Annotated in this window: 15 protein-coding genes; 13 read left to right on the forward strand and 2 right to left on the reverse strand. The window is 75.9% G+C overall.

What is annotated here, in order from left to right; genetic code table 11:
• Positions 1 to 74: 74 nt before the first annotated feature.
• Positions 75 to 731 carry a pyridoxamine 5'-phosphate oxidase gene (gene pdxH, locus CHB98_RS15200; protein ID WP_089306434.1) on the reverse strand — a complete coding sequence of 219 codons (657 nt, stop codon included), beginning with the start codon at positions 729 to 731 and terminating at the stop codon, positions 75 to 77.
• A gap of 157 nt (positions 732 to 888) precedes the next feature.
• Here pdxH and CHB98_RS15205 point away from each other — a divergent pair, with 157 nt between their 5' ends.
• From CHB98_RS15205 to CHB98_RS15235, 7 genes are all read left to right on the forward strand, one after another.
• The gene (locus CHB98_RS15205; protein ID WP_089306435.1) at positions 889 to 2,019 is read left to right on the forward strand and encodes a citrate synthase 2; all 1,131 of its coding nucleotides are present in this window, start codon (positions 889 to 891) and stop codon (positions 2,017 to 2,019) included.
• A 37-nt stretch (positions 2,020 to 2,056) separates the two neighbouring features.
• Positions 2,057 to 3,169 carry a phosphoserine transaminase gene (gene serC, locus CHB98_RS15210; RefSeq protein ID WP_089306436.1) on the forward strand — a complete coding sequence of 371 codons (1,113 nt, stop codon included), beginning with the start codon at positions 2,057 to 2,059 and terminating at the stop codon, positions 3,167 to 3,169.
• An 88-nt stretch (positions 3,170 to 3,257) separates the two neighbouring features.
• Complete coding sequence (locus CHB98_RS15215; RefSeq protein ID WP_245821185.1) at positions 3,258 to 4,709, forward strand: family 14 glycosylhydrolase; 1,452 nt, start codon at positions 3,258 to 3,260, stop codon at positions 4,707 to 4,709.
• A gap of 136 nt (positions 4,710 to 4,845) precedes the next feature.
• Positions 4,846 to 5,787 (forward strand): septation protein SepH, encoded by a 942-nt coding sequence (gene sepH, locus CHB98_RS15220; RefSeq protein WP_089306437.1) that lies wholly within the window; start codon positions 4,846 to 4,848, stop codon positions 5,785 to 5,787.
• Between the two features lie 241 nt (positions 5,788 to 6,028).
• A complete protein-coding gene (locus CHB98_RS15225) occupies positions 6,029 to 7,795 on the forward strand; it encodes a S8 family serine peptidase (RefSeq protein ID WP_143425098.1) in 1,767 nt (588 codons plus the stop codon).
• Positions 7,796 to 7,957: 162 nt separating this feature from the next.
• Entirely contained in the window at positions 7,958 to 10,441 is a 2,484-nt protein-coding gene (locus tag CHB98_RS15230) for a putative bifunctional diguanylate cyclase/phosphodiesterase (RefSeq protein WP_089306439.1), read from the forward strand.
• 83 nt (positions 10,442 to 10,524) lie between these two features.
• Positions 10,525 to 10,998, forward strand: a complete 474-nt coding sequence (locus CHB98_RS15235) for a YflT domain-containing protein (RefSeq protein WP_089306440.1) — start codon at positions 10,525 to 10,527, stop codon at positions 10,996 to 10,998.
• Here the strand turns inward: CHB98_RS15235 and CHB98_RS15240 are convergent.
• Positions 10,995 to 11,804, reverse strand: a complete 810-nt coding sequence (locus tag CHB98_RS15240) for a TrmH family RNA methyltransferase (protein WP_089306441.1) — start codon at positions 11,802 to 11,804, stop codon at positions 10,995 to 10,997. The genes CHB98_RS15235 and CHB98_RS15240 overlap by 4 nt on opposite strands.
• Positions 11,805 to 11,925: 121 nt before the next feature.
• Here CHB98_RS15240 and CHB98_RS15245 point away from each other — a divergent pair, with 121 nt between their 5' ends.
• The 6 genes from CHB98_RS15245 to CHB98_RS15270 all read left to right on the forward strand — a co-directional run bounded on the left by CHB98_RS15245 (position 11,926) and on the right by CHB98_RS15270 (position 17,569).
• Positions 11,926 to 12,873, forward strand: coding sequence for an NAD(P)/FAD-dependent oxidoreductase (locus CHB98_RS15245; protein ID WP_245821187.1), 948 nt, complete (start codon positions 11,926 to 11,928; stop codon positions 12,871 to 12,873).
• Positions 12,874 to 12,962: 89 nt separating this feature from the next.
• Positions 12,963 to 13,685: an ABC transporter ATP-binding protein gene (locus CHB98_RS15250; protein ID WP_089306442.1), complete on the forward strand. Its 723-nt coding sequence runs from the start codon at positions 12,963 to 12,965 to the stop codon at positions 13,683 to 13,685.
• Entirely contained in the window at positions 13,682 to 14,449 is a 768-nt protein-coding gene (locus tag CHB98_RS15255) for an ABC transporter permease (RefSeq protein WP_089306443.1), read from the forward strand. Before CHB98_RS15250 ends, CHB98_RS15255 begins: the two co-directional genes overlap by 4 nt.
• Before the next feature lie 59 nt (positions 14,450 to 14,508).
• Positions 14,509 to 15,066: a TetR/AcrR family transcriptional regulator gene (locus CHB98_RS15260; RefSeq protein ID WP_089306444.1), complete on the forward strand. Its 558-nt coding sequence runs from the start codon at positions 14,509 to 14,511 to the stop codon at positions 15,064 to 15,066.
• Positions 15,067 to 15,173: 107 nt separating this feature from the next.
• Positions 15,174 to 16,547, forward strand: coding sequence for a hemolysin family protein (locus tag CHB98_RS15265; RefSeq protein WP_089306445.1), 1,374 nt, complete (start codon positions 15,174 to 15,176; stop codon positions 16,545 to 16,547).
• A complete protein-coding gene (locus tag CHB98_RS15270; protein ID WP_089306446.1) occupies positions 16,544 to 17,569 on the forward strand; it encodes a hemolysin family protein in 1,026 nt (341 codons plus the stop codon). Before CHB98_RS15265 ends, CHB98_RS15270 begins: the two co-directional genes overlap by 4 nt.
• Positions 17,570 to 17,599: the final 30 nt, after the last annotated feature.

Below are 17,599 nucleotides of genomic sequence, written 5' to 3' on the forward strand. Positions count from 1 at the left end.
GTCCACCGGATGTGCACGCGTCGTCGTCCGGCCCAGCTGCGCAGCGCAGTGCGTGCACGAACCGCGGGGCGTCCTCACGGGGCGAGCCGCTGGAGGACCCAGCCCCCACCCTCCTCGTCATCGCGGACGAAGCGCAGCCGGTCGTGCAGCCGGTCGGCGCCGCCCTGCCAGAACTCCACGGTGTCGGGCACCACCCGGTAGCCGCCCCAGACCGGCGGGCGCGGCAGCTCCTCCCCCGCGGTGTCGGCGTCCAGCCGGCGCAGCCGGGCGACCAGCTCCTCGCGGGAGTCCACCGGCGTGGACTGGATCGACGCGGCGGCGGCCAGCTTCGCGCCGCGCGGGCGGGGGGCCCACAGATCGTCGGAGGCGCGCTCGCCCACCCGCTCCACCCGGCCGGTCACCCGCACCTGGCGCTGCAGCGCGTGCCACGGGAAGACCAGCGCGGCGCGCGGGTTCAGCGCCAGCTGGGCCCCCTTGGCCGAGGCCTGGCTGGAGACGAAGACGAAGCCCGCCTCGTCGTAGCCCTTGACCAGCACGATGCGCGCGTCCGGCGCCCCGTCGGCGTCGGCCGTGGCGACCACGACCGCGTTGGGCTCCGGCAGCTCCGCGGCGACCGCGTCGGCGAACCAGCGGTCGAACTGCTCGACCCAGGTGGGGGCCAGGTCGTCCTCCCGGAGGCCGCGGGTCGAGTAGTCCCTGCGCATGCGGGAGAGGTCGGGCACGACGTCCATCGTCCCAGCCGGGCAGGGGCGTCGTCGTCCCGGTCACCCGGGCACCGGGCCGCCGCCCCGGGTGACCCGGACCGGCCGGGTGCGCCTAGGGTCGCAACCGCAGTCGCCCGCGGCCCTCCGGCCGCGGACGAGTCCCGCGCGCAGAGGAGCATGCGAGATGGCCGACGACTTCGTACCCGGCCTGGAGGGCGTCGTCGCCTTCGAGACCGAGATCGCCGAGCCGGACAAGGACGGCGGCTCGCTCCGGTACCGGGGTGTCGACATCGAGGACCTCGTCGGCACGGTCACCTTCGGCAACGTCTGGGCGCTGCTGGTCGACGGGAAGTTCGGGCCCGGCCTGCCGCCGGCCGAGCCGTTCCCGATCCCGGTGCACAGCGGGGACGTCCGCGTCGACGTGCAGGCCGCCCTGGCGATGCTGGCGCCGGTCTGGGGCTACCGCCCGCTGCTGGACATCGACGCCCAGACCGCCCGCGACCAGCTGGCCCGCGCCGCGGTCATGGCGCTGTCCTACGTGGCGCAGTCCGCGCGCGGCATCGGCGTCCCGGCCGTGCCGCAGTCCCGCGTCGACGAGGCCGCGACCATCGTCGAGCGGTTCATGGTGCGCTGGCGCGGCGAGCCCGACCCCCGCCACGTGGCCGCCGTCGACGCCTACTGGACGTCGGCCGCCGAGCACGGCATGAACGCCTCCACCTTCACCGCCCGCGTCATCGCCTCCACCGGCGCCGACGTCGCCGCGGCCATGTCCGGCGCGATCGGCGCGATGTCCGGCCCGCTGCACGGCGGCGCCCCCTCCCGGGTGCTGCACATGCTCGACGGGGTCGAGGACAGCGGCAACGCCGAGACCTACGTCAAGGGCCTGCTCGACCGCGGCGACCGGCTGATGGGCTTCGGCCACCGCGTCTACCGCGCCGAGGACCCGCGCGCCCGCGTGCTGCGCCGGGCCGCCGAGGAGCTCCGCGCGCCCCGCTTCGAGGCCGCCCTGGCGCTGGAGCAGGCCGCCCTCAAGGAGCTGCGCGAGCGCCGCCCGGACCGGCCGATCGAGACGAACGTGGAGTTCTGGGCGGCCATCGTGCTGGACTTCGCCGAGGTGCCCGCGCACATGTTCACCTCGATGTTCACCTGCGCCCGCACCGCCGGCTGGTCGGCGCACATCCTCGAGCAGAAGAACACCGGCCGCCTGGTGCGCCCGGCGGCCCGCTACATCGGCCCCGACGCCCGCCGGCCGGAGGAGGTCGAGGGCTTCGACACGATCACCACCAAGGCCATCACCGAGGCCGCACCGGCCTAGCCGAAGGACCCCGCTGCCCCGAAAGGCGTCCCCCCGGATGAGCATCTCCATCCCCGCCGACCTGCTGCCGGCCGACGGCCGCTTCGGCTGCGGCCCCTCGAAGGTGCGCCCCGAGGCGCTCCGGGCCCTGGCCGACAGCGGCGCCACCCTGATGGGGACCTCGCACCGGCAGGCCCCGGTCAAGGGCCTGGTCCGCCAGGTCCGCGAGGGGCTCACCGAGCTGTTCGACCTGCCCGACGGCTACGAGGTCGTCCTGGGCAACGGCGGGACGACGGCGTTCTGGGACGCCGCCATCATCGGGCTGATCCGCGAGCGCAGCGCCCACGGCAGCTACGGCGAGTTCTCCGCGAAGTTCGCCAGCGGCGTGGCCGAGGCGCCCTTCCTCGCCGACCCGGCGGTCGCCCGGGCCGAGCCCGGCTCGCTGGCCCTGCCCACCGCCGCGGACGGCGTCGACGTCTACGCCTGGGCGCACAACGAGACCTCCACCGGCGTGATGGCCCCGGTGCAGCGGCCGCCCGGCACCGACGACGCGCTGGTGCTCGTCGACGCGACCAGCGGCGCGGGCGGCCTGCCGGTCGACGTGTCGCAGACCGACGTCTACTACTTCGCCCCGCAGAAGTGCTTCGGCGCCGACGGCGGGCTGTGGGTGGCGCTGATGTCCCGCGACGCCCTGGACCGGGTGGCCGAGATCAAGGCCTCCGGCCGCTGGGTGCCCGGCTTCCTGGACCTGTCGATCGCCGTCGACAACTCCGCCAAGGACCAGACCTACAACACCCCGGCCGTCGCCACGCTGTTCCTGCTGGCCGACCAGGTCCGCTGGCTGCTGTCCCTCGGCGGGCTGTCCGGGGCGGTGGCGCGCACCCAGGAGTCCGCCGGCCGGCTCTACGGGTGGGCCGAGCAGTCGTCGTTCGCCACCCCCTTCGTCGCCGACCGCGACCAGCGCTCCTACGTCGTGGGCACCATCGACTTCGACCCCGCCGTCGACGCCGCCGAGGTGGCCCGGGTGCTGCGCGCCCACGGCGTCGTCGACGTGGAGCCCTACCGCAAGCTCGGCCGCAACCAGCTGCGGGTGGGCATGTTCCCCGCGGTCGACCCCGAGGACGTCAGCGCGCTGACCGCCTGCATCGACCTGGTCGTCGGGAAGCTCTGAGCGGACACCGCCGGCACGTCCCCGCGTGTCGGGCGGGACACGCCGCGCGCGGCTGGACCGGCGCTGCCCGGCTGGCAGCATCGCCGGTGTGAGACGCGTCACCACCGCCCTGTCCGCGGTCGGCCTGCTGCTCGCCGGCGCCGCGCCCGCCGCCGCCACGCCCGCCGACGGGCCGGTCCCCCCGGGGGACGTGGCGCTGGGCGACCCGGCGTTCACGGCCAACGTGATGGCCCCGCTCGAGGTGACCGACTGGGCGGACTTCGAGGCCGACCTGGCGGCCGTGGCCGCCTACGGCGTGGACGCCGTCAGCGTCGACGTGTGGTGGGGCGACGTCGAGGGCGCGGCGGACAACCGGTTCGACTGGGCGTACTACGACCGGGTCTTCGCCACGATCACGGCGGCCGGCCTGGACCTCGCCCCGATCCTGTCCTTCCACCAGGCCGGCGGCAACGTCGGCGACGACTACACCAGCCTGCTGCCGGCGTGGCTGTGGGAGAAGTACGCCGGCGTCACGTACCGCGGCGTCGAGCTCGGTCCGACCGGGCTGCAGCACCGCAGCGAGCAGGGCAACCACAGCCGGGAGAGCGTGCAGGGCTGGGCCGACCCGCTGGTGCTGGCCGAGTACCGCGACTTCACCCGCGCCTTCGAGCAGCAGTACGGCGACCGCTACGCCACCGACGTCGTGGAGGTCAACGTCTCGCTCGGCCCCTCCGGCGAGCTGCGCTACCCCTCGTACAACCAGCACGACGTCGGCACCGGCTACCCGACCCGCGGCGCCCTGCAGGCGTACTCGCCCCTGGCGGTCCGCGACCTGCAGCGGGAGGTGCTGTGCCGCTACGGGTCCCTCGAGGCGGTCAACCGGGCCTGGGGGACCGACCTCGCGTCGGTCGAGGAGATCGGCCCGCCCGCGGACGCCGAGGCCTTCTTCACCAGCCGCGCGTACCTGGACACCCAGTACGGCCGTGACTTCGTCGACTGGTACAACGGCTCCCTCGTCGACCACGGCGAGCGGGTGCTGCGCACGGTGATCCGCGCCCTGGGCGAGGACTTCCCGGAAGCCGACATCGGCTACAAGGTGCCGGGCATCCACTGGTCGATGACCCACCCGGTGCACCCGCGGGCCACCGAGGTCACCACCGGGCTGATCCAGACCAGCGTGGACGTCGACTCGTGGGCCACCGGCCACGGTTACCGGCGGATCGTGGAGCTGGCCGACCGCTTCGACGGCGGTCCGCGCGAGGTGGTCCTGCACTTCACCGCGCTGGAGATGGACGACGACCCCGTCGAGCCCGCGTACTCGCTGGCCCAGACGCTGGTGCAGTGGGTCGGCGACGCCGCCCACCGCGCCGGGGTCGAGCTCAAGGGCGAGAACGCCCTCGCCGGGGGCGTGCGGTCCGACGAGGGCTGGGACAACATCGAGGAGGCCTTCGCCGGCTGGGGCTACCGCGGCCTGACCGTGCTGCGGATGGACGACGTGGCCTCGGGCAGCGGCGCCGCGCGCTACGCGGCCTTCATCGCCCGGTACCGCCCGGCGGCCTGAGGGAGGGCCGCCGCGCCACGCCGGGCGAGCCTGCCCACGCCCCCGCGCGCACGCCGATAGCCTCGGGGCACGGGCACCCCGTCCCGGGGCCGGTCCGTGCACCACCCGACCCCGTCCAGGCACCAGGAGGCCGCCCATGCGCATGCTGCGCCTCGTGGGCCTCTCCGACGACGGCTCCCACCTGGTCCTCGCCCTGGACGGCGCCGACCCCGGCGACGAGGAGGAGCGCTTCGAGCTGCCGGTCGACGAACGGGTCCGCGCCGCCGCGCGCGGGGACGCCCGCCGGCTGGGCCAGATCGACGTGGAGAGCGGCGTGACCCTGCCACCGCGGGTGATCCAGGCCCGCATCCGCGCCGGGGAGACCCCCGAGCAGGTGGCCCAGGCCTCGGGCATCCGCATCGAGCGGATCATGCGCTTCGCCCACCCGGTGCTGCAGGAGCGCGAGCGGGTGGCCGAGCAGGCCCGGGAAGCGCGGGTGCGGCTGTCCGACGGGCCCCCCGCCGTCCCGCTGCAGCAGTTCATGTCCGAGCGGCTGCGGCTGCTCGGCGCCGACCTCGACGCCGTCCGCTGGGACGCCCACCGCGCCGGCGACGGCGTCTGGCACGTCACCGCCGCCTGGCAGGCCGGCGCCAAGCACGGCGTCACCCGGTGGGCCTACGACCTCGCCGCGCGCACCGTGGCACCGGTCGACGCGGCCACCAGCGACTTCGCCGAGGGCACCCGCCTGGTGCGCGTGGTCCCCCACGTGCCGGCCGAGCGGCACGCGCCGGTGCGCGGCCGCCCGGTGGCCGTCGTCCCCGACGACGACGGCGTCGCCGCCCCCGCCTCCTCCCGGCTCGCCCGCGACGAGGACGACCCGACCCGGGACGACGACGTGCGGCCGGTGCGGCCCGTCGACGGCTCCCCCGCCGTCGGTGGGCGCACCGCCACCGATGCGCCCACCGACGAGGACGACATCAGCGAGCACGACACCGTCGTCCTCGGCCGCCCGGGCGGGAGCGGGGACGACGACGAGGACCCGCGCGCCCGCATCCCGGCGTGGGAGGACATCGTCTTCGGGGTCCGCCGGCACCGCTGAGCCGGGCGTCCTGCACCGTCCTCGCGAGTCCGCTGCGGCCCCCTCCACCCCGCACTCCCCATCGAGTGATGTCACGCCCGGTAGCTGGCCAAACACTCGCTGCTGGCTTCATGGTCGTCCCTGACCGACATCGGACGAAGGGACGGCCTGCATGAACGCAGGACAACGGAGGCTGGAGGCATGGCGGCGCCCCGCCGCACGTGCCGCAGCCGTGGCGATGGCCTCGGCCACGCTGGTGGGCATGGGGGTGACCCCGTCCGGCGCGACCGCCCCGGACGGACCCCTGGTGCCCGTGATCGTGGAGGGCGCGGCCGGCGCCGCCGCCGCCGGGGTCGAGCGGCTGGGCGGGGTCGTCGACCGCCGCCTGTCGATCCTCGACGGCCTGCACGCCCGGGTGCCGGCCGCCGGCATCCCGGCGCTGGCCCGGCTCGACGGGGTCCGGGCGGTGACGCCGGACGGTGCGCTGGTGGCCCTCGACGAGGTCTGGGGCGACGACGACACCCACGAGGACGAGCAGGCCTCGCTGGCCACCGGCCGCTGGGAGGCCGACCACGACCTCGGGTCGACCCACATCATCGCCAAGGCCACCGGCGCGGAGAACGTCTGGAGCCAGTCCGACCCCCACGACGGTCAGCGCAAGCTCACCGGGCACGGCGTGGGGGTCGCGCTGATCGACACGGGCGTGACGCCGGTGCACGGGCTCGACGGCCCGGGCAAGGTGGTCAACGGACCCGACCTGTCCCTGGACTCGCAGTCGGCCAACCTGCGCCACCTCGACGGCTACGGGCACGGCACGCACATGGCCGGCATCATCGCCGGCCGGGACGGGGGGGTGCGGTCGGGCAGCGAGAACGACAAGCAGTACTTCGTCGGCATGGCTCCGGATGCACGCATCGTCAACGTCAAGGCCGGTGCCGCCGATGGGTCGGTCGACGTCTCCCAGGTGATCGCGGGCATCGACTGGGTGGTCACCAACCGGGCCAGCCACAACATCCGGGTGCTCAACCTGAGCTACGGCACCGACTCCGCGCAGTCCTACGAGCTCGACCCGCTGGCGCACGCGGTGGAGAGCGCCTGGCGGGCCGGCATCGTGGTCGTCGTCGCTGCGGGCAACGACGGCGAGTCCGGGCCCAGGCCGCTGACCATGCCGGCGATCGACCCGTTCGTCATCGCCGTCGGGTCCAGCGACCACCTCGGCTACGACGACCGGGCACTGCACGTGGTGGGGAGCTGGACCAACTCCGGGACCAGCGCCCGTCGCCCGGATCTCCTGGCACCGGGCAAGTCGGTGGTCAGCCTGCGCGTGCACGGGTCCTTCGCCGACGCCGGGCACCCCGAGGCTCTGGTGACCGGCGACGCCTCCGGCCGCCTCTTCCGCGGCAGCGGCACCTCGCAGTCGGCGGCCGTGGTCGCGGGCGCCGCGGCCCTGCTGCTGCAGCAGGACCCGCGGCTGACACCCGACCAGGTCAAGGGTGTGCTGATGACCAACGCCGACCGGCTGCGCGCCGACGACAGCCCCGTGCAGGGCGCCGGCGTCCTCGACGTGAAGGGTGCCCACGAGCAGGTCAAGAGCGGCCTGGTGCCGGCCCACACCCAGTCGTGGGCCCACTCCACCGGCACGGGCTCGCTGGACGCGGCCCGCGGCGGCGTCTACCTCACCGACCCGGCCACCAGCACGGCGCTGCGAGGCGAGCAGGACGTCTTCGGTGTCCAGTGGGACGCCACGGCCTGGGCGGCCGCCTCGTCGGCGCGGACCGCGTGGTCGGGTGGCACGTGGCGGGGCACGGTCTGGACCGGTGACGGCTGGTCCGACGGCGCCTGGCCGACCGTCGCCTGGACCACGCCGTCGTGGACCGGCGTCGCCTGGGGCGACCGGTCGTGGTCACGGATGAGCTGGCGGGCCGACGACTGGCAGCGGATGAGCTGGCGGGACGACGACTGGCAGCGGATGAGCTGGCGGGCCGACGACTGGCAGCGGATGAGCTGGCGGGTCGCCGACGTCTGGTGACCCCCGGCAGGTGGGCCGAGGGGCGGGAGGAGCTGTGGGCCTCCCGCCCCTCGGCGCGCCTGCCCCTCCCGGGTGAGCGGACGGCCGACCGGGTCAAGGGACCGCCGCAGCCGGCCGATGTCCGACCTGACCCACCCCGCCGGACGGCGACAGGAGACGAACGTGGCCGGACCCGACCGCCGGCGCGACGCCGTCGTCGTCCTGCTGGCCGTGCTCATGGTGGCCGGCGCCCTGGGCTTGGCCGCCGGCCCCCTGGACGACGTCGACGCCGCCGTCCCCAGCCACGAGCTGCCCTGGTGGGCACTTGCCCCGTTGTTCACCGCGACCGAGCTGTTCCGCGTGCACCTGGTGGTCCGGCGGGAGTCCATCGCGATCTCCTTCGCCGAGATCCCCCTCGTCCTCGGCCTCGCGTTCTGCGATCCCACCGGCTACGTCGCGGCCAGCGTGCTCGGCTCGGCCGTGGGCCTGGTGTGGCACCGCCGCTTCGGTCTCGCCCTGCCGTTCAACCTGGCGCTGTTCGCGCTCGAGGCCGCGGTGGCCCAGACCGTCTACCACGCGGTCCTGGCGGGCGGCGACGCCACGGGCGTCCGCGGCCTCGCCGCCGCACTGGTCACCATCGTGGTGGCCCACGCGGTCAGCACCGTCGCCCTCGCCGCGGTCATCTTCATCACCTCGGGCCGGTTCTACGGCCGTGACATCGCCCGCACGGTGACGACGGCGCTGGTCGCCGGGCTGGCCAACAGCAGCGTGGGGCTGATGGTCGTGGTGCTCGTGGTGACGCAACCGGTCGCCCTGGGCCTCGTCGTGATCGTCGTCGCCACGCTCGCCGTCGCCTACCGCGCCTACTCCGTCCTCAGCCGCGGGCACGCCCGGCTGGAGTCCCTCTACCGCTTCACCGACCGCATCGGCGGTGCGGTCCGCACCGACCGGGTCGCCGAGGCCGTGCTCACCGAGGCCCGGGACGAGCTGGCCGCGGAGTCCGCCGAGCTGGTCCTGCTGCCCACGGCCGACCAGCCGGGCACGCACCTGCGCCTGGTCGGCGGCAGCGTCGTCCCGGTGCCCTTCGACCGGGCCCCGGCCTGGTGGACCCCGGCCCTGGACGGCGAGGCCGTGCTGCTCCCCCCGGGTGGCACCGCGCCCGGGGACGGCATCGCCGCGCCGCTGCGGGTGGAGGACACCGTGGTCGGCGCGCTGCTGGTCACCGACCGGCCGCCGCACCTGGACCCCTTCGGCGAGGCCGACCTGCGGCTGTTCGCCTCCCTGGCCAACCACGCCAGCCTGTCGCTGCACAAGGCGCACCTGGTGGACCGGCTGGCCGCCGAGGCCGCGGCCCAGGAGCACAGCTCGCTGCACGACCCGCTCACCGGCCTGCCCAACCGCCGCCACGTGCTGCGCCTGCTCCGCGCCCGGCTGGCCGAGGAGCCCCGCACGGCGGTCGTCATGGTCGACGTCGACGGCTTCAAGGACGTCAACGACGCGTTCGGGCACGCCACCGGCGACCTGCTGCTGTCCGAGGTCGGCCGGCGGCTGGCCGACCGGTTCGGCGCCGGCTCCGTGGCCCGGCTGGGCAACGACGAGTTCGCCGTCCTGGTGTCCGCGGTCGCCGACGCCGAGGACGCCCGCACCCGGGTGACCGCGCTGGTCGCCGCCGTCTCCGTCCCGTTCGCCGTGCACGGCCTGAGCGTCGACGTCCAGGTCAGCGCCGGGCTGGCCGTGGCCCCCGAGCACGGTGAGGACGCCGCCGGCCTGCTGCAGCGCGCCGACACCGCGCTCTACACCGCCAAGCAGCGGCGCCGCGACGTCGAGGTGTACGACAGCACCGCCGACCGCGCCAGCCACCGCGTGCGGATGACCGGCGACCTGCGCGACGCGATCGCCGCGGGCGCGCTCACCGTGCACTACCAGCCCAAGACCGACCCGGCGACGGGCCGGGTGCACGGCGCCGAGGCGCTGGTGCGCTGGGAGCACCCCGAGCACGGCCGGGTCAGCCCGGAGGAGTTCATCCCGCTCGCCGAGCAGACCGGCCTGATCCGGCCGCTGACCACGCTGGTCCTCGACACCGCGCTCGCGGCCTGCGCGGGGTGGCGCCGGCAGGGGCACCACCTCGGCGTGGCGGTCAACCTGTCCACCCGCAGCCTGACCGACACCGAGCTGCCGGCCCAGGTGGGCGAGGCGCTGCGGCGCGCGGGGCTGCCCCCGGCCGCGCTGACGCTGGAGATCACCGAGACCGCCGTCATGGCCGACCTCGCGCGCTCGGTGGCGGTGTTGCAGGAGCTGCGCGCCATCGGCGTGCGGCTGTCGGTCGACGACTTCGGGACCGGGCAGTCCTCGCTGGCCTACCTCAAGCTGCTGCCCGTCCACGAGATGAAGATCGACAAGGCCTTCGTGCTCGGGCTGGCCGACGACCAGGGCGACGCCGCCATCGTGCGGGCCGCGCTCAGCCTCGGGCGCGCCATGGGGCTGTGGGTCGTCGCCGAGGGCGTCGAGGACGGCACCACCCTGGCCCTGCTGGCCGAGTGGGGCTGCGACTCGGTGCAGGGCTACCACGTCAGCCGGCCGCTCCCCCCGGCCGCGCTGGAGGCCTGGCTGGACGCCCGGCACGCCCCGGAGCCGGTGGGCGCCGGCCGCGGGGCGCCGGGCGCCTGACCGCCCGCCGCGCGTGCCCCGACGTGACGGCGGCCTCCCGCCGGCCAGGTGTCCAGGGGCACGGCGAGGGTAGGGACGGAGCCATGTCAGCCTCGGTGTCCATGCCCCTCGGCGGCGTGCAGGTCGGTTCCTTCGACAGCTACGAGCGGGCCCAGGCCGCCGTCGACCACCTCTCCGACCAGAAGTTCCCCGTCGAGAACGTCACGATCATCGGCTCGGACCTGCGCCAGGTGGAGCGGGTCACCGGCCGGCTCACCTGGGGCCGGGTGCTCGCGGCCGGTGCGGCCGGCGGTGCCTGGTGGGGTCTGTTCGTCGGCCTGCTGCTCGGCCTGTTCGCCGTCGACGGCGGCGCCTGGGTCGGCTCCCTGCTCACCGGCCTGCTGATCGGCCTGGTGTTCGGCGCCCTGTTCGCCGCCATCGGCTACAGCGCCACCCGGGGACGGCGGGACTTCACCAGCGCCAGCGCGATCGTCGCCAACCGCTACGACGTCATGTGCAACCCGGCGCGGGCCGAGGAGGCCCGGGCGCACCTGGCCCGCTTCTCCCTGCGCGGCTAGCGCAGGGCCGCGAAGGCGACGGCGGCCGCGGCGGCGACGCCGAGGGAGTCCACCCCGGCCCGCATCGGGATCCGCGCGCGCACCCGCGCGGCCCGCTGCGCGGCCGGGGTCAGCCCCGGCCCCTCGGCGCCGAGCAGCACCGCGGTGCGCGGGTGCGCCCGCGGGTCGAGTCCGGCCAGGTCGACGGCGTCCGCGGCCGGGGTGAGCGCCACGGTCAGGTAGCCGGCGTCGTGCAGCCGGGTCAGCCCGCCGGGCCAGTCCGGCAGGACGGCGAACGGCAGCGCCAGCACGTGGCCCATCGACACCCGCACCGACCGGCGGTAGAGCGGGTCGGCGCAGCGTGGGTCCAGCAGCAGGGCGTCCACGCCCAGGGCCACCGCCGACCGGGCGATCGACCCCAGGTTCTCCGCGTCGTTGAGCGCCTCGAGCACGGCCAGCCGCCGGGGCGCGGCCGGGTCCGGCCCGGCCAGCAGCGCGTCGAGGTCGGCGGGCGGGCGGCGGTCGGCGGAGGCCAGCACGCCCCGGGTCAGCCGGAAGCCGACCACCTCCGAGAGCACCCACTTGTCCGCCTCGTAGGCCGCGACCTCCTCCGGCAGGCCCAGCGCCGCCACCCGACCGGGCACGCCGAGCACCGCCCGCACCCGGTAGGGCGAGGCGAGCAGCCGCTGCACCGCCGGGACGCCCTCGACGATGACCGGGCCGGTGCCGCGCGCGGTGCCCGGCCGCCGGTCGCCGGCCACGAGGTCGCGGAAGTCGGCCACCCGCGGGTCGTCCGGGTCGGTGATCGTCTCGGGGCTGGCGGGCACCCGCCGATCCTCGGGCACAGGAGGCAATGCGCATCGACAGCGGGTCCGGGACGTGGGCATTGCCTCCTGTGCCCACTCCGTCCGCCGCGCCGCTGCGCCGTCCGTCCCGCAGGATCGAGGCGTGCCCTCCCCCCACACCGTCGTCGGCGGCGGTATCGCCGGCATGGCCTGCGCCCGCGTCCTCGCCGGAGCCGGCGTCCCGGTCCGGGTGCTCGACCGCGGCCGCCGTCCGGGCGGGCGGATGGCCTCCCGCACCCTGCACGACCGTGCCGTCGACCTGGGCGCCTCCTACCTGACCGCCGAGGAGGGCTCGCCGTTCGCCGCGGTGGTGCGCGACTGGGTCGACCGCGGGGTGGCCCGCCCCTGGACGGACACCTTCGCCGTCGCCGGACCCGACGGCCTGCGGTCGACCACGACCGGCCCGGTGCGCTACGCCGCGCCGGGCGGGACGCGGTCGCTGGTGACCGACCTCGCCTCCGGGCTGGACGTCGAGAGCGGCCGCACGGTCACCGCCGTCGGCCCGGGCCCGCGGGTGGACGGCGAGGACGTGCCCGCCGCCGTGCTCGCCATGCCCGACCCGCAGGCCCGCCGGCTGCTGGACCCGGCGACGGCCGCCCGGCTGCTCGACGACCGGCCGTGGGAGCCGTCGCTGGCCGTCGTCCTCGGGTGGTCGCGGCGGCACTGGCCGGCCGACCTGCACGGCGCCTTCGTCAACGACGACCCGGTGGTCACCTGGGTCGCCGACGACGGCGACCGGCGCGGGGACGGCGCACCGGTGCTGGTGGCGCACACGACCGCGGAGTTCGCCGCCGCCCACCTGGCGGACCCCGACGCGGCCGCGGGCCCCGTGGCGGCCGCCGTCGGCCGGGCGCTGGGCGTCGACGTCGCCCCGGAGTGGACGACGGTGCACCGCTGGACGTACTCCCGTCCGGCGCAGGCCCGGTCCGAGCCGTTCGGCCTGGTCGACGGGATCGGCGCGTGCGGCGACGGGTGGGCCGCGCCGTCGCGGGTGCAGGCCGCCTGGACCTCCGGTACCGACCTCGGCCTGGCCCTCGCCGCAGCCCGCTGACCGCTTCCCCTCCCCGGGGGTCTTGACCGTGCCCGGAGAACTCACCTAGCGTTGACTTCATCAGGTGTTGAGTTCTCCGGGAGGTCACCGTGCACGACGCCGTCACCGTCTCGTCCCTCGTCGTCCACCGGGGCTCCCGGGAGGTCCTGCGCGGGCTGTCCTTCGGCGTCCCGGCCGGGCGGGTCACCGGGCTGCTGGGCCCCAGCGGCAGCGGCAAGACGACCCTGGCGCGCGCCGTGGTCGGGGTGCAGCGGGTGCGCTCCGGCACGGTGACCGTGCTCGGCGCGCCGGCCGGCTCCCCCGGGCTGCGCGCCCGCGTCGGCTACGTGACCCAGGCGCCGAGCGTGTACCCCGACCTCACCGTCGGCGAGAACGCCCGGTACTTCGCGGCCCTGTACGGGCGGGGCGCGCGCGAGGCGGCCGCCGCGGTGGCCGACGTCGGCCTGGCCGGGGACGCCGGCCGGCTGGTCCGCGACCTCTCCGGCGGGCAGCGCGGCCGGGCCTCGCTGGCCTGCGCGCTGGTCGGCGAGCCGGAGCTGCTGGTGCTCGACGAGCCGACCGTCGGGCTGGACCCGGTGCTGCGGGTGGAGCTGTGGGCCCGCTTCGCCGCCCTCGCCGCCGCGGGAGCCACGCTGCTGGTGTCCAGCCACGTCATGGACGAGGCGGCCCGCTGCGACCGGCTGCTGCTGCTGCGCGACGGCGACCTGCTGGCCGACTGCACCCCCGCCGAGCTGCGCGCCCGGTCGGGCACCGACGACCTCGAGGCGGCGTTCCTGCAGCTGGTCCGCGAGCGCGAGCAGGTGGCGGCGTGACCACCGCCCTCTCGCCGCGGCTGACCGCGGCCACCACCGGCCGGGTGCTCCGCCAGCTGCGCCACGACCACCGCACCATCGCGATGATGGTGCTGCTGCCCAGCCTGCTGCTCGGGTTGCTGTACCTGCTGTGGGCCGACCTGCCCGCCCCGCCCGGGACGCCGAGCACCTTCGACCGGGTGGGCCTGACCATGCTGGGGGTCTTCCCCTTCGTCGTGATGTTCCTCGTCACCAGCATCGCCATGCTGCGCGAGCGCACCTCCGGCACGCTGGAGCGGCTGCTCACCACCCCGCTGTCCCGCCCGGCCCTGCTGCTCGGCTACGGCGCCGCCTTCGGCCTGGCCGCGGCGGCGCAGGCCCTCGTCACGGTGACGGTCGCGACCACCCTCTACGACCTGGACCTCGCGGGGCCGCTGTGGGCGGTGGTGCTCATCGCCGTCGTCACCACCGCCCTGGGGGTGGCGCTGGGGCTGCTGGCCAGCGCCTTCGCCCGGAGCGAGTTCCAGGCGGTGCAGTTCATGCCGGTGGTCGTGCTGCCCCAGTTCTTCCTCTGCGGGCTGCTGGTGCCGCGCGAGCAGATGGCCGGCTGGCTGCAGGCGATCAGCGACGTCCTGCCGCTGACCTACGCGGTGGAGGCGCTGCAGGAGGTCGGGCGGTCGCCGGAGCCGACGGGCACCATGTGGGCGGACGTCGGCGTCGTCGCCGGCGCGGCCCTGCTCGCCCTCGCCCTCGCGGCGGCGACCCTGCGGAGGAGGACCGACTGAGCCAGGCACGCCGGCGACCCACGGGCCGCCGCCCCGGCAACCCCGACACCCGCGAGGCGGTGCTGGCCGCGGCCCGCACCGCCTTCGCCGAACGGGGCTACGACGGCGCCTCCATCCGGGCGATCGCGACCGCGGCCGGGGTGGACCCGGCCCTGGTGCACCACTACTTCGGCACCAAGGACCGGCTGTTCCTCGCCGCCGTGCAGGCGCCGGCCGACCCCGACGAGTTCCTGCCCGAGGTGCTCGCCGTCCCGCCCGACCAGCGGGGCGCCGCCGTCGTGGGCATGGTGCTGCGGGTCTGGGACGGCCCCACCCGGCCGGCGGTCCTCGCCCTGGTGCGCTCGGCGGTGAACCACGAGTGGTCGGCGCGGCTGCTGCGCGAGTTCGTGCTCAGCCGGATCGTGCGCCGGGTCGTCGGGTCGGTCGACGTGCCGGTCGAGGAGCGGGAGGCGCGCGGCGCGCTGGTCGCCTCCCAGGTCGTGGGCCTGGTGATGGCCCGGTACGTCTTCCGTATGGAGCCGCTGGCCTCGGCGCCGCCACCGTGGGTGGTCGCGGCGATCGGCCCGACGGTGCAGCGCTACCTCACCGGCGACGTCGAGCTGCCGCACCCCCGCTGACCCGGCCGCGGAACGGCTCCCGGCGCCCGCGCGTTGGACGGTCACATGAGGCCGGACCACAGACGCCCGGCCGTGCACCCGGTCCCCCGGAGGGCGGTGCGCGGCCGGTGACGGAGGTCCTCACGCTGCTCCTGGGCGTGCTGGTGGTGCTGGCGATCACCGCGGCCACCGGCTACTTCGTGGCCCAGGAGTTCGCCTACATGGCGGTCGACCGCTCGCAGCTGGGCGCCCGGGCCGCGGCCGGCGACGCCGCCGCCCAGCGCGCGCTCGGGGTCACCGGGCGCACCTCGTTCATGCTCTCCGGCGCGCAGCTCGGCATCACGGTCACCGGTCTGCTGGTCGGCTACGTCGCCGAGCCGCTGATCGGCGAGTCCCTCGGCGCCCTGCTCGGCGGGGTCGGTGTCCCGACCGCGGTCGGCATCGGCGTCGGCGCCGTCCTGGCGCTGCTGTTCTCCACGGTGGTCCAGATGGTGTTCGGCGAGTTGTTCCCGAAGAACCTGGCCATCGCCCGGCCCGAGCCGGTGGCCCGCCGGCTGGCCCGCTCCACGACGGTCTACCTCACCGTCTTCGGCTGGCTGATCCGGGTGTTCGACCAGGCCTCCAACCTGCTGTTGCGGGTCCTGCGGATCGAGCCCGTGCACGACGTCGAGCACGCCGCCACCGCCCGCGACCTCGAGCACATCGTCGAGGAGAGCCGGGACAGCGGGGACCTGCCCGTCGAGCTGTCCCTGCTGCTCGACCGCATCCTCGACTTCCCCCACCGCACCGTCGAGCACGCCATGATCCCGCGTTCCCGGGTGGACACCGTCACCGAGACGACGACCGTCGGCGAGCTGCGGCAGCTCATGTCCACCGGCCACTCCCGCTACCCCGTGCTGGCCGGCGGGGACGGCGACGTCGTCGGCGTGGTGCAGCTGGCCGACCTGCTCGGCACGGACGAGCCGGACACCGCCCCGGTGGCCGCCCTGACCCGCCCGGCGCTGGTCGTCTCGCACCTGACCCCGCTGCCCGACGTGCTGCGCCGGCTCGCGGACACCGGGGCGCAGCTGGCCTGCGTCGTCGACGAGTACGGCGGCTTCGCCGGCGTCATCACCGTCGAGGACCTCGCCGAGGAGCTGGTCGGGGAGATCACCGACGAGCACGACGAGGAGGCGAGCCCCGGCTACGAGCCGGTCGAGGACGACGGGGTCTGGGAGATGCCCGGCGAGGTGCACGTCGACGAGGTCGAGCGGGCGATCGGCACCGACCTCCCGCGCGGCGACTACGAGACCGTCGCCGGCCTGGTCATCGCCGCCCACGGCGGCCTGCCCGAGGCCGGCACCCGCCTGCAGGTCGAGCTGCCGCCGGACCCGGGCGACCTGGCCCACGACGGCGAGCCGGCCCTTCGCTCGCTGTCCGTGGAGGTGGTGGCCGTCGACCGGCACGTCCCGTCCCGGGTGCGCCTGGAACTGCCCGCCGCCGCCGAGGAGGGTGCCCGGTGACCGGCGACCCGTGGGCCGTCGTCCCGGTCACGATCGGCCTGATCGCCCTGAGCGCCTTCTTCGTCGCCGTGGAGTTCGCCCTGATCGCGGCCAAGCGGCACCGGCTGGAGGACGCCGCGTCCACCAGCCGGTCGGCCCGGGCCGCGCTGCGCAGCTCCACCGAGCTGACCCTGCTGCTGGCCGGTTCCCAGCTGGGCATCACCGCCTGCACCCTGGCCCTCGGCGCCGTGAGCAAGCCGGCGCTGGACCACGCCCTCACCCCGGTGTTCGAGGACTGGGGGATGCCGCCGGTCGTCGCCGACGTGCTCGCCTTCGTCCTCGCGCTGGCCGTCATCACCTTCCTGCACCTCGTGGTGGGCGAGATGGCCCCGAAGTCGTGGGCCATCGCGCACCCCGAGCGGTCGGCGACCCTGCTGGCCCTGCCGATGCGCGGGTTCATGTGGCTGTTCCGGCCGCTGCTGCGGGTGCTCAACGGGACGGCCAACTGGCTGGTCCGCCGCGCGGGCGTCGAACCGGCCGACGAGGTCGCCGCCGGGCAGGACCCGGCAGCGCTGCGCCACCTGGTCGAGCACTCGGCCGACGTGGGTGCCCTGGACGCACGGTTCTCCGCGCAGCTGTCCGGGGCGCTGGAGCTCGAGCAGCTGACCGTCCGGGACCTCCTGCGGCCCGGCGCCCGCGTCACCGGCGTCCCCGGGGGCGCGACCGTGGAGCAGGTGCGGGAGGCCACCCGCCGCTCCGGTCACCTGCGGGTCCTGCTCGGCGTCGCCGACGGCGAGCGCATCACCGGGGTCGTGCACGTCCGTGACACCCTCACCGCGGCCGGGTCCGCCCCGGCGGCCGCCTTCGCCCGGCCGGTGTTCGAGCTGGATGCCGGCACCAGCGTGCACGCGGCGCTCGAGGAGATGCGCGAGACCCGCAACCACCTGGCCGTCGTCACCGACGCCGGGGCCGTCGCCGGTGTCGTCACCCTGCCCGACGTGCTGCGCCGGCTGTTCCCCGGAGCGGCGCCCGCGGCCGCCTGAGCCCGGGACGGGCCCGTGACCGAGTCGTGT

Origin of the sequence: Geodermatophilus pulveris (assembly GCF_900188375.1) — a bacterium.
Classification (GTDB): domain Bacteria; phylum Actinomycetota; class Actinomycetes; order Mycobacteriales; family Geodermatophilaceae; genus Geodermatophilus; species Geodermatophilus pulveris.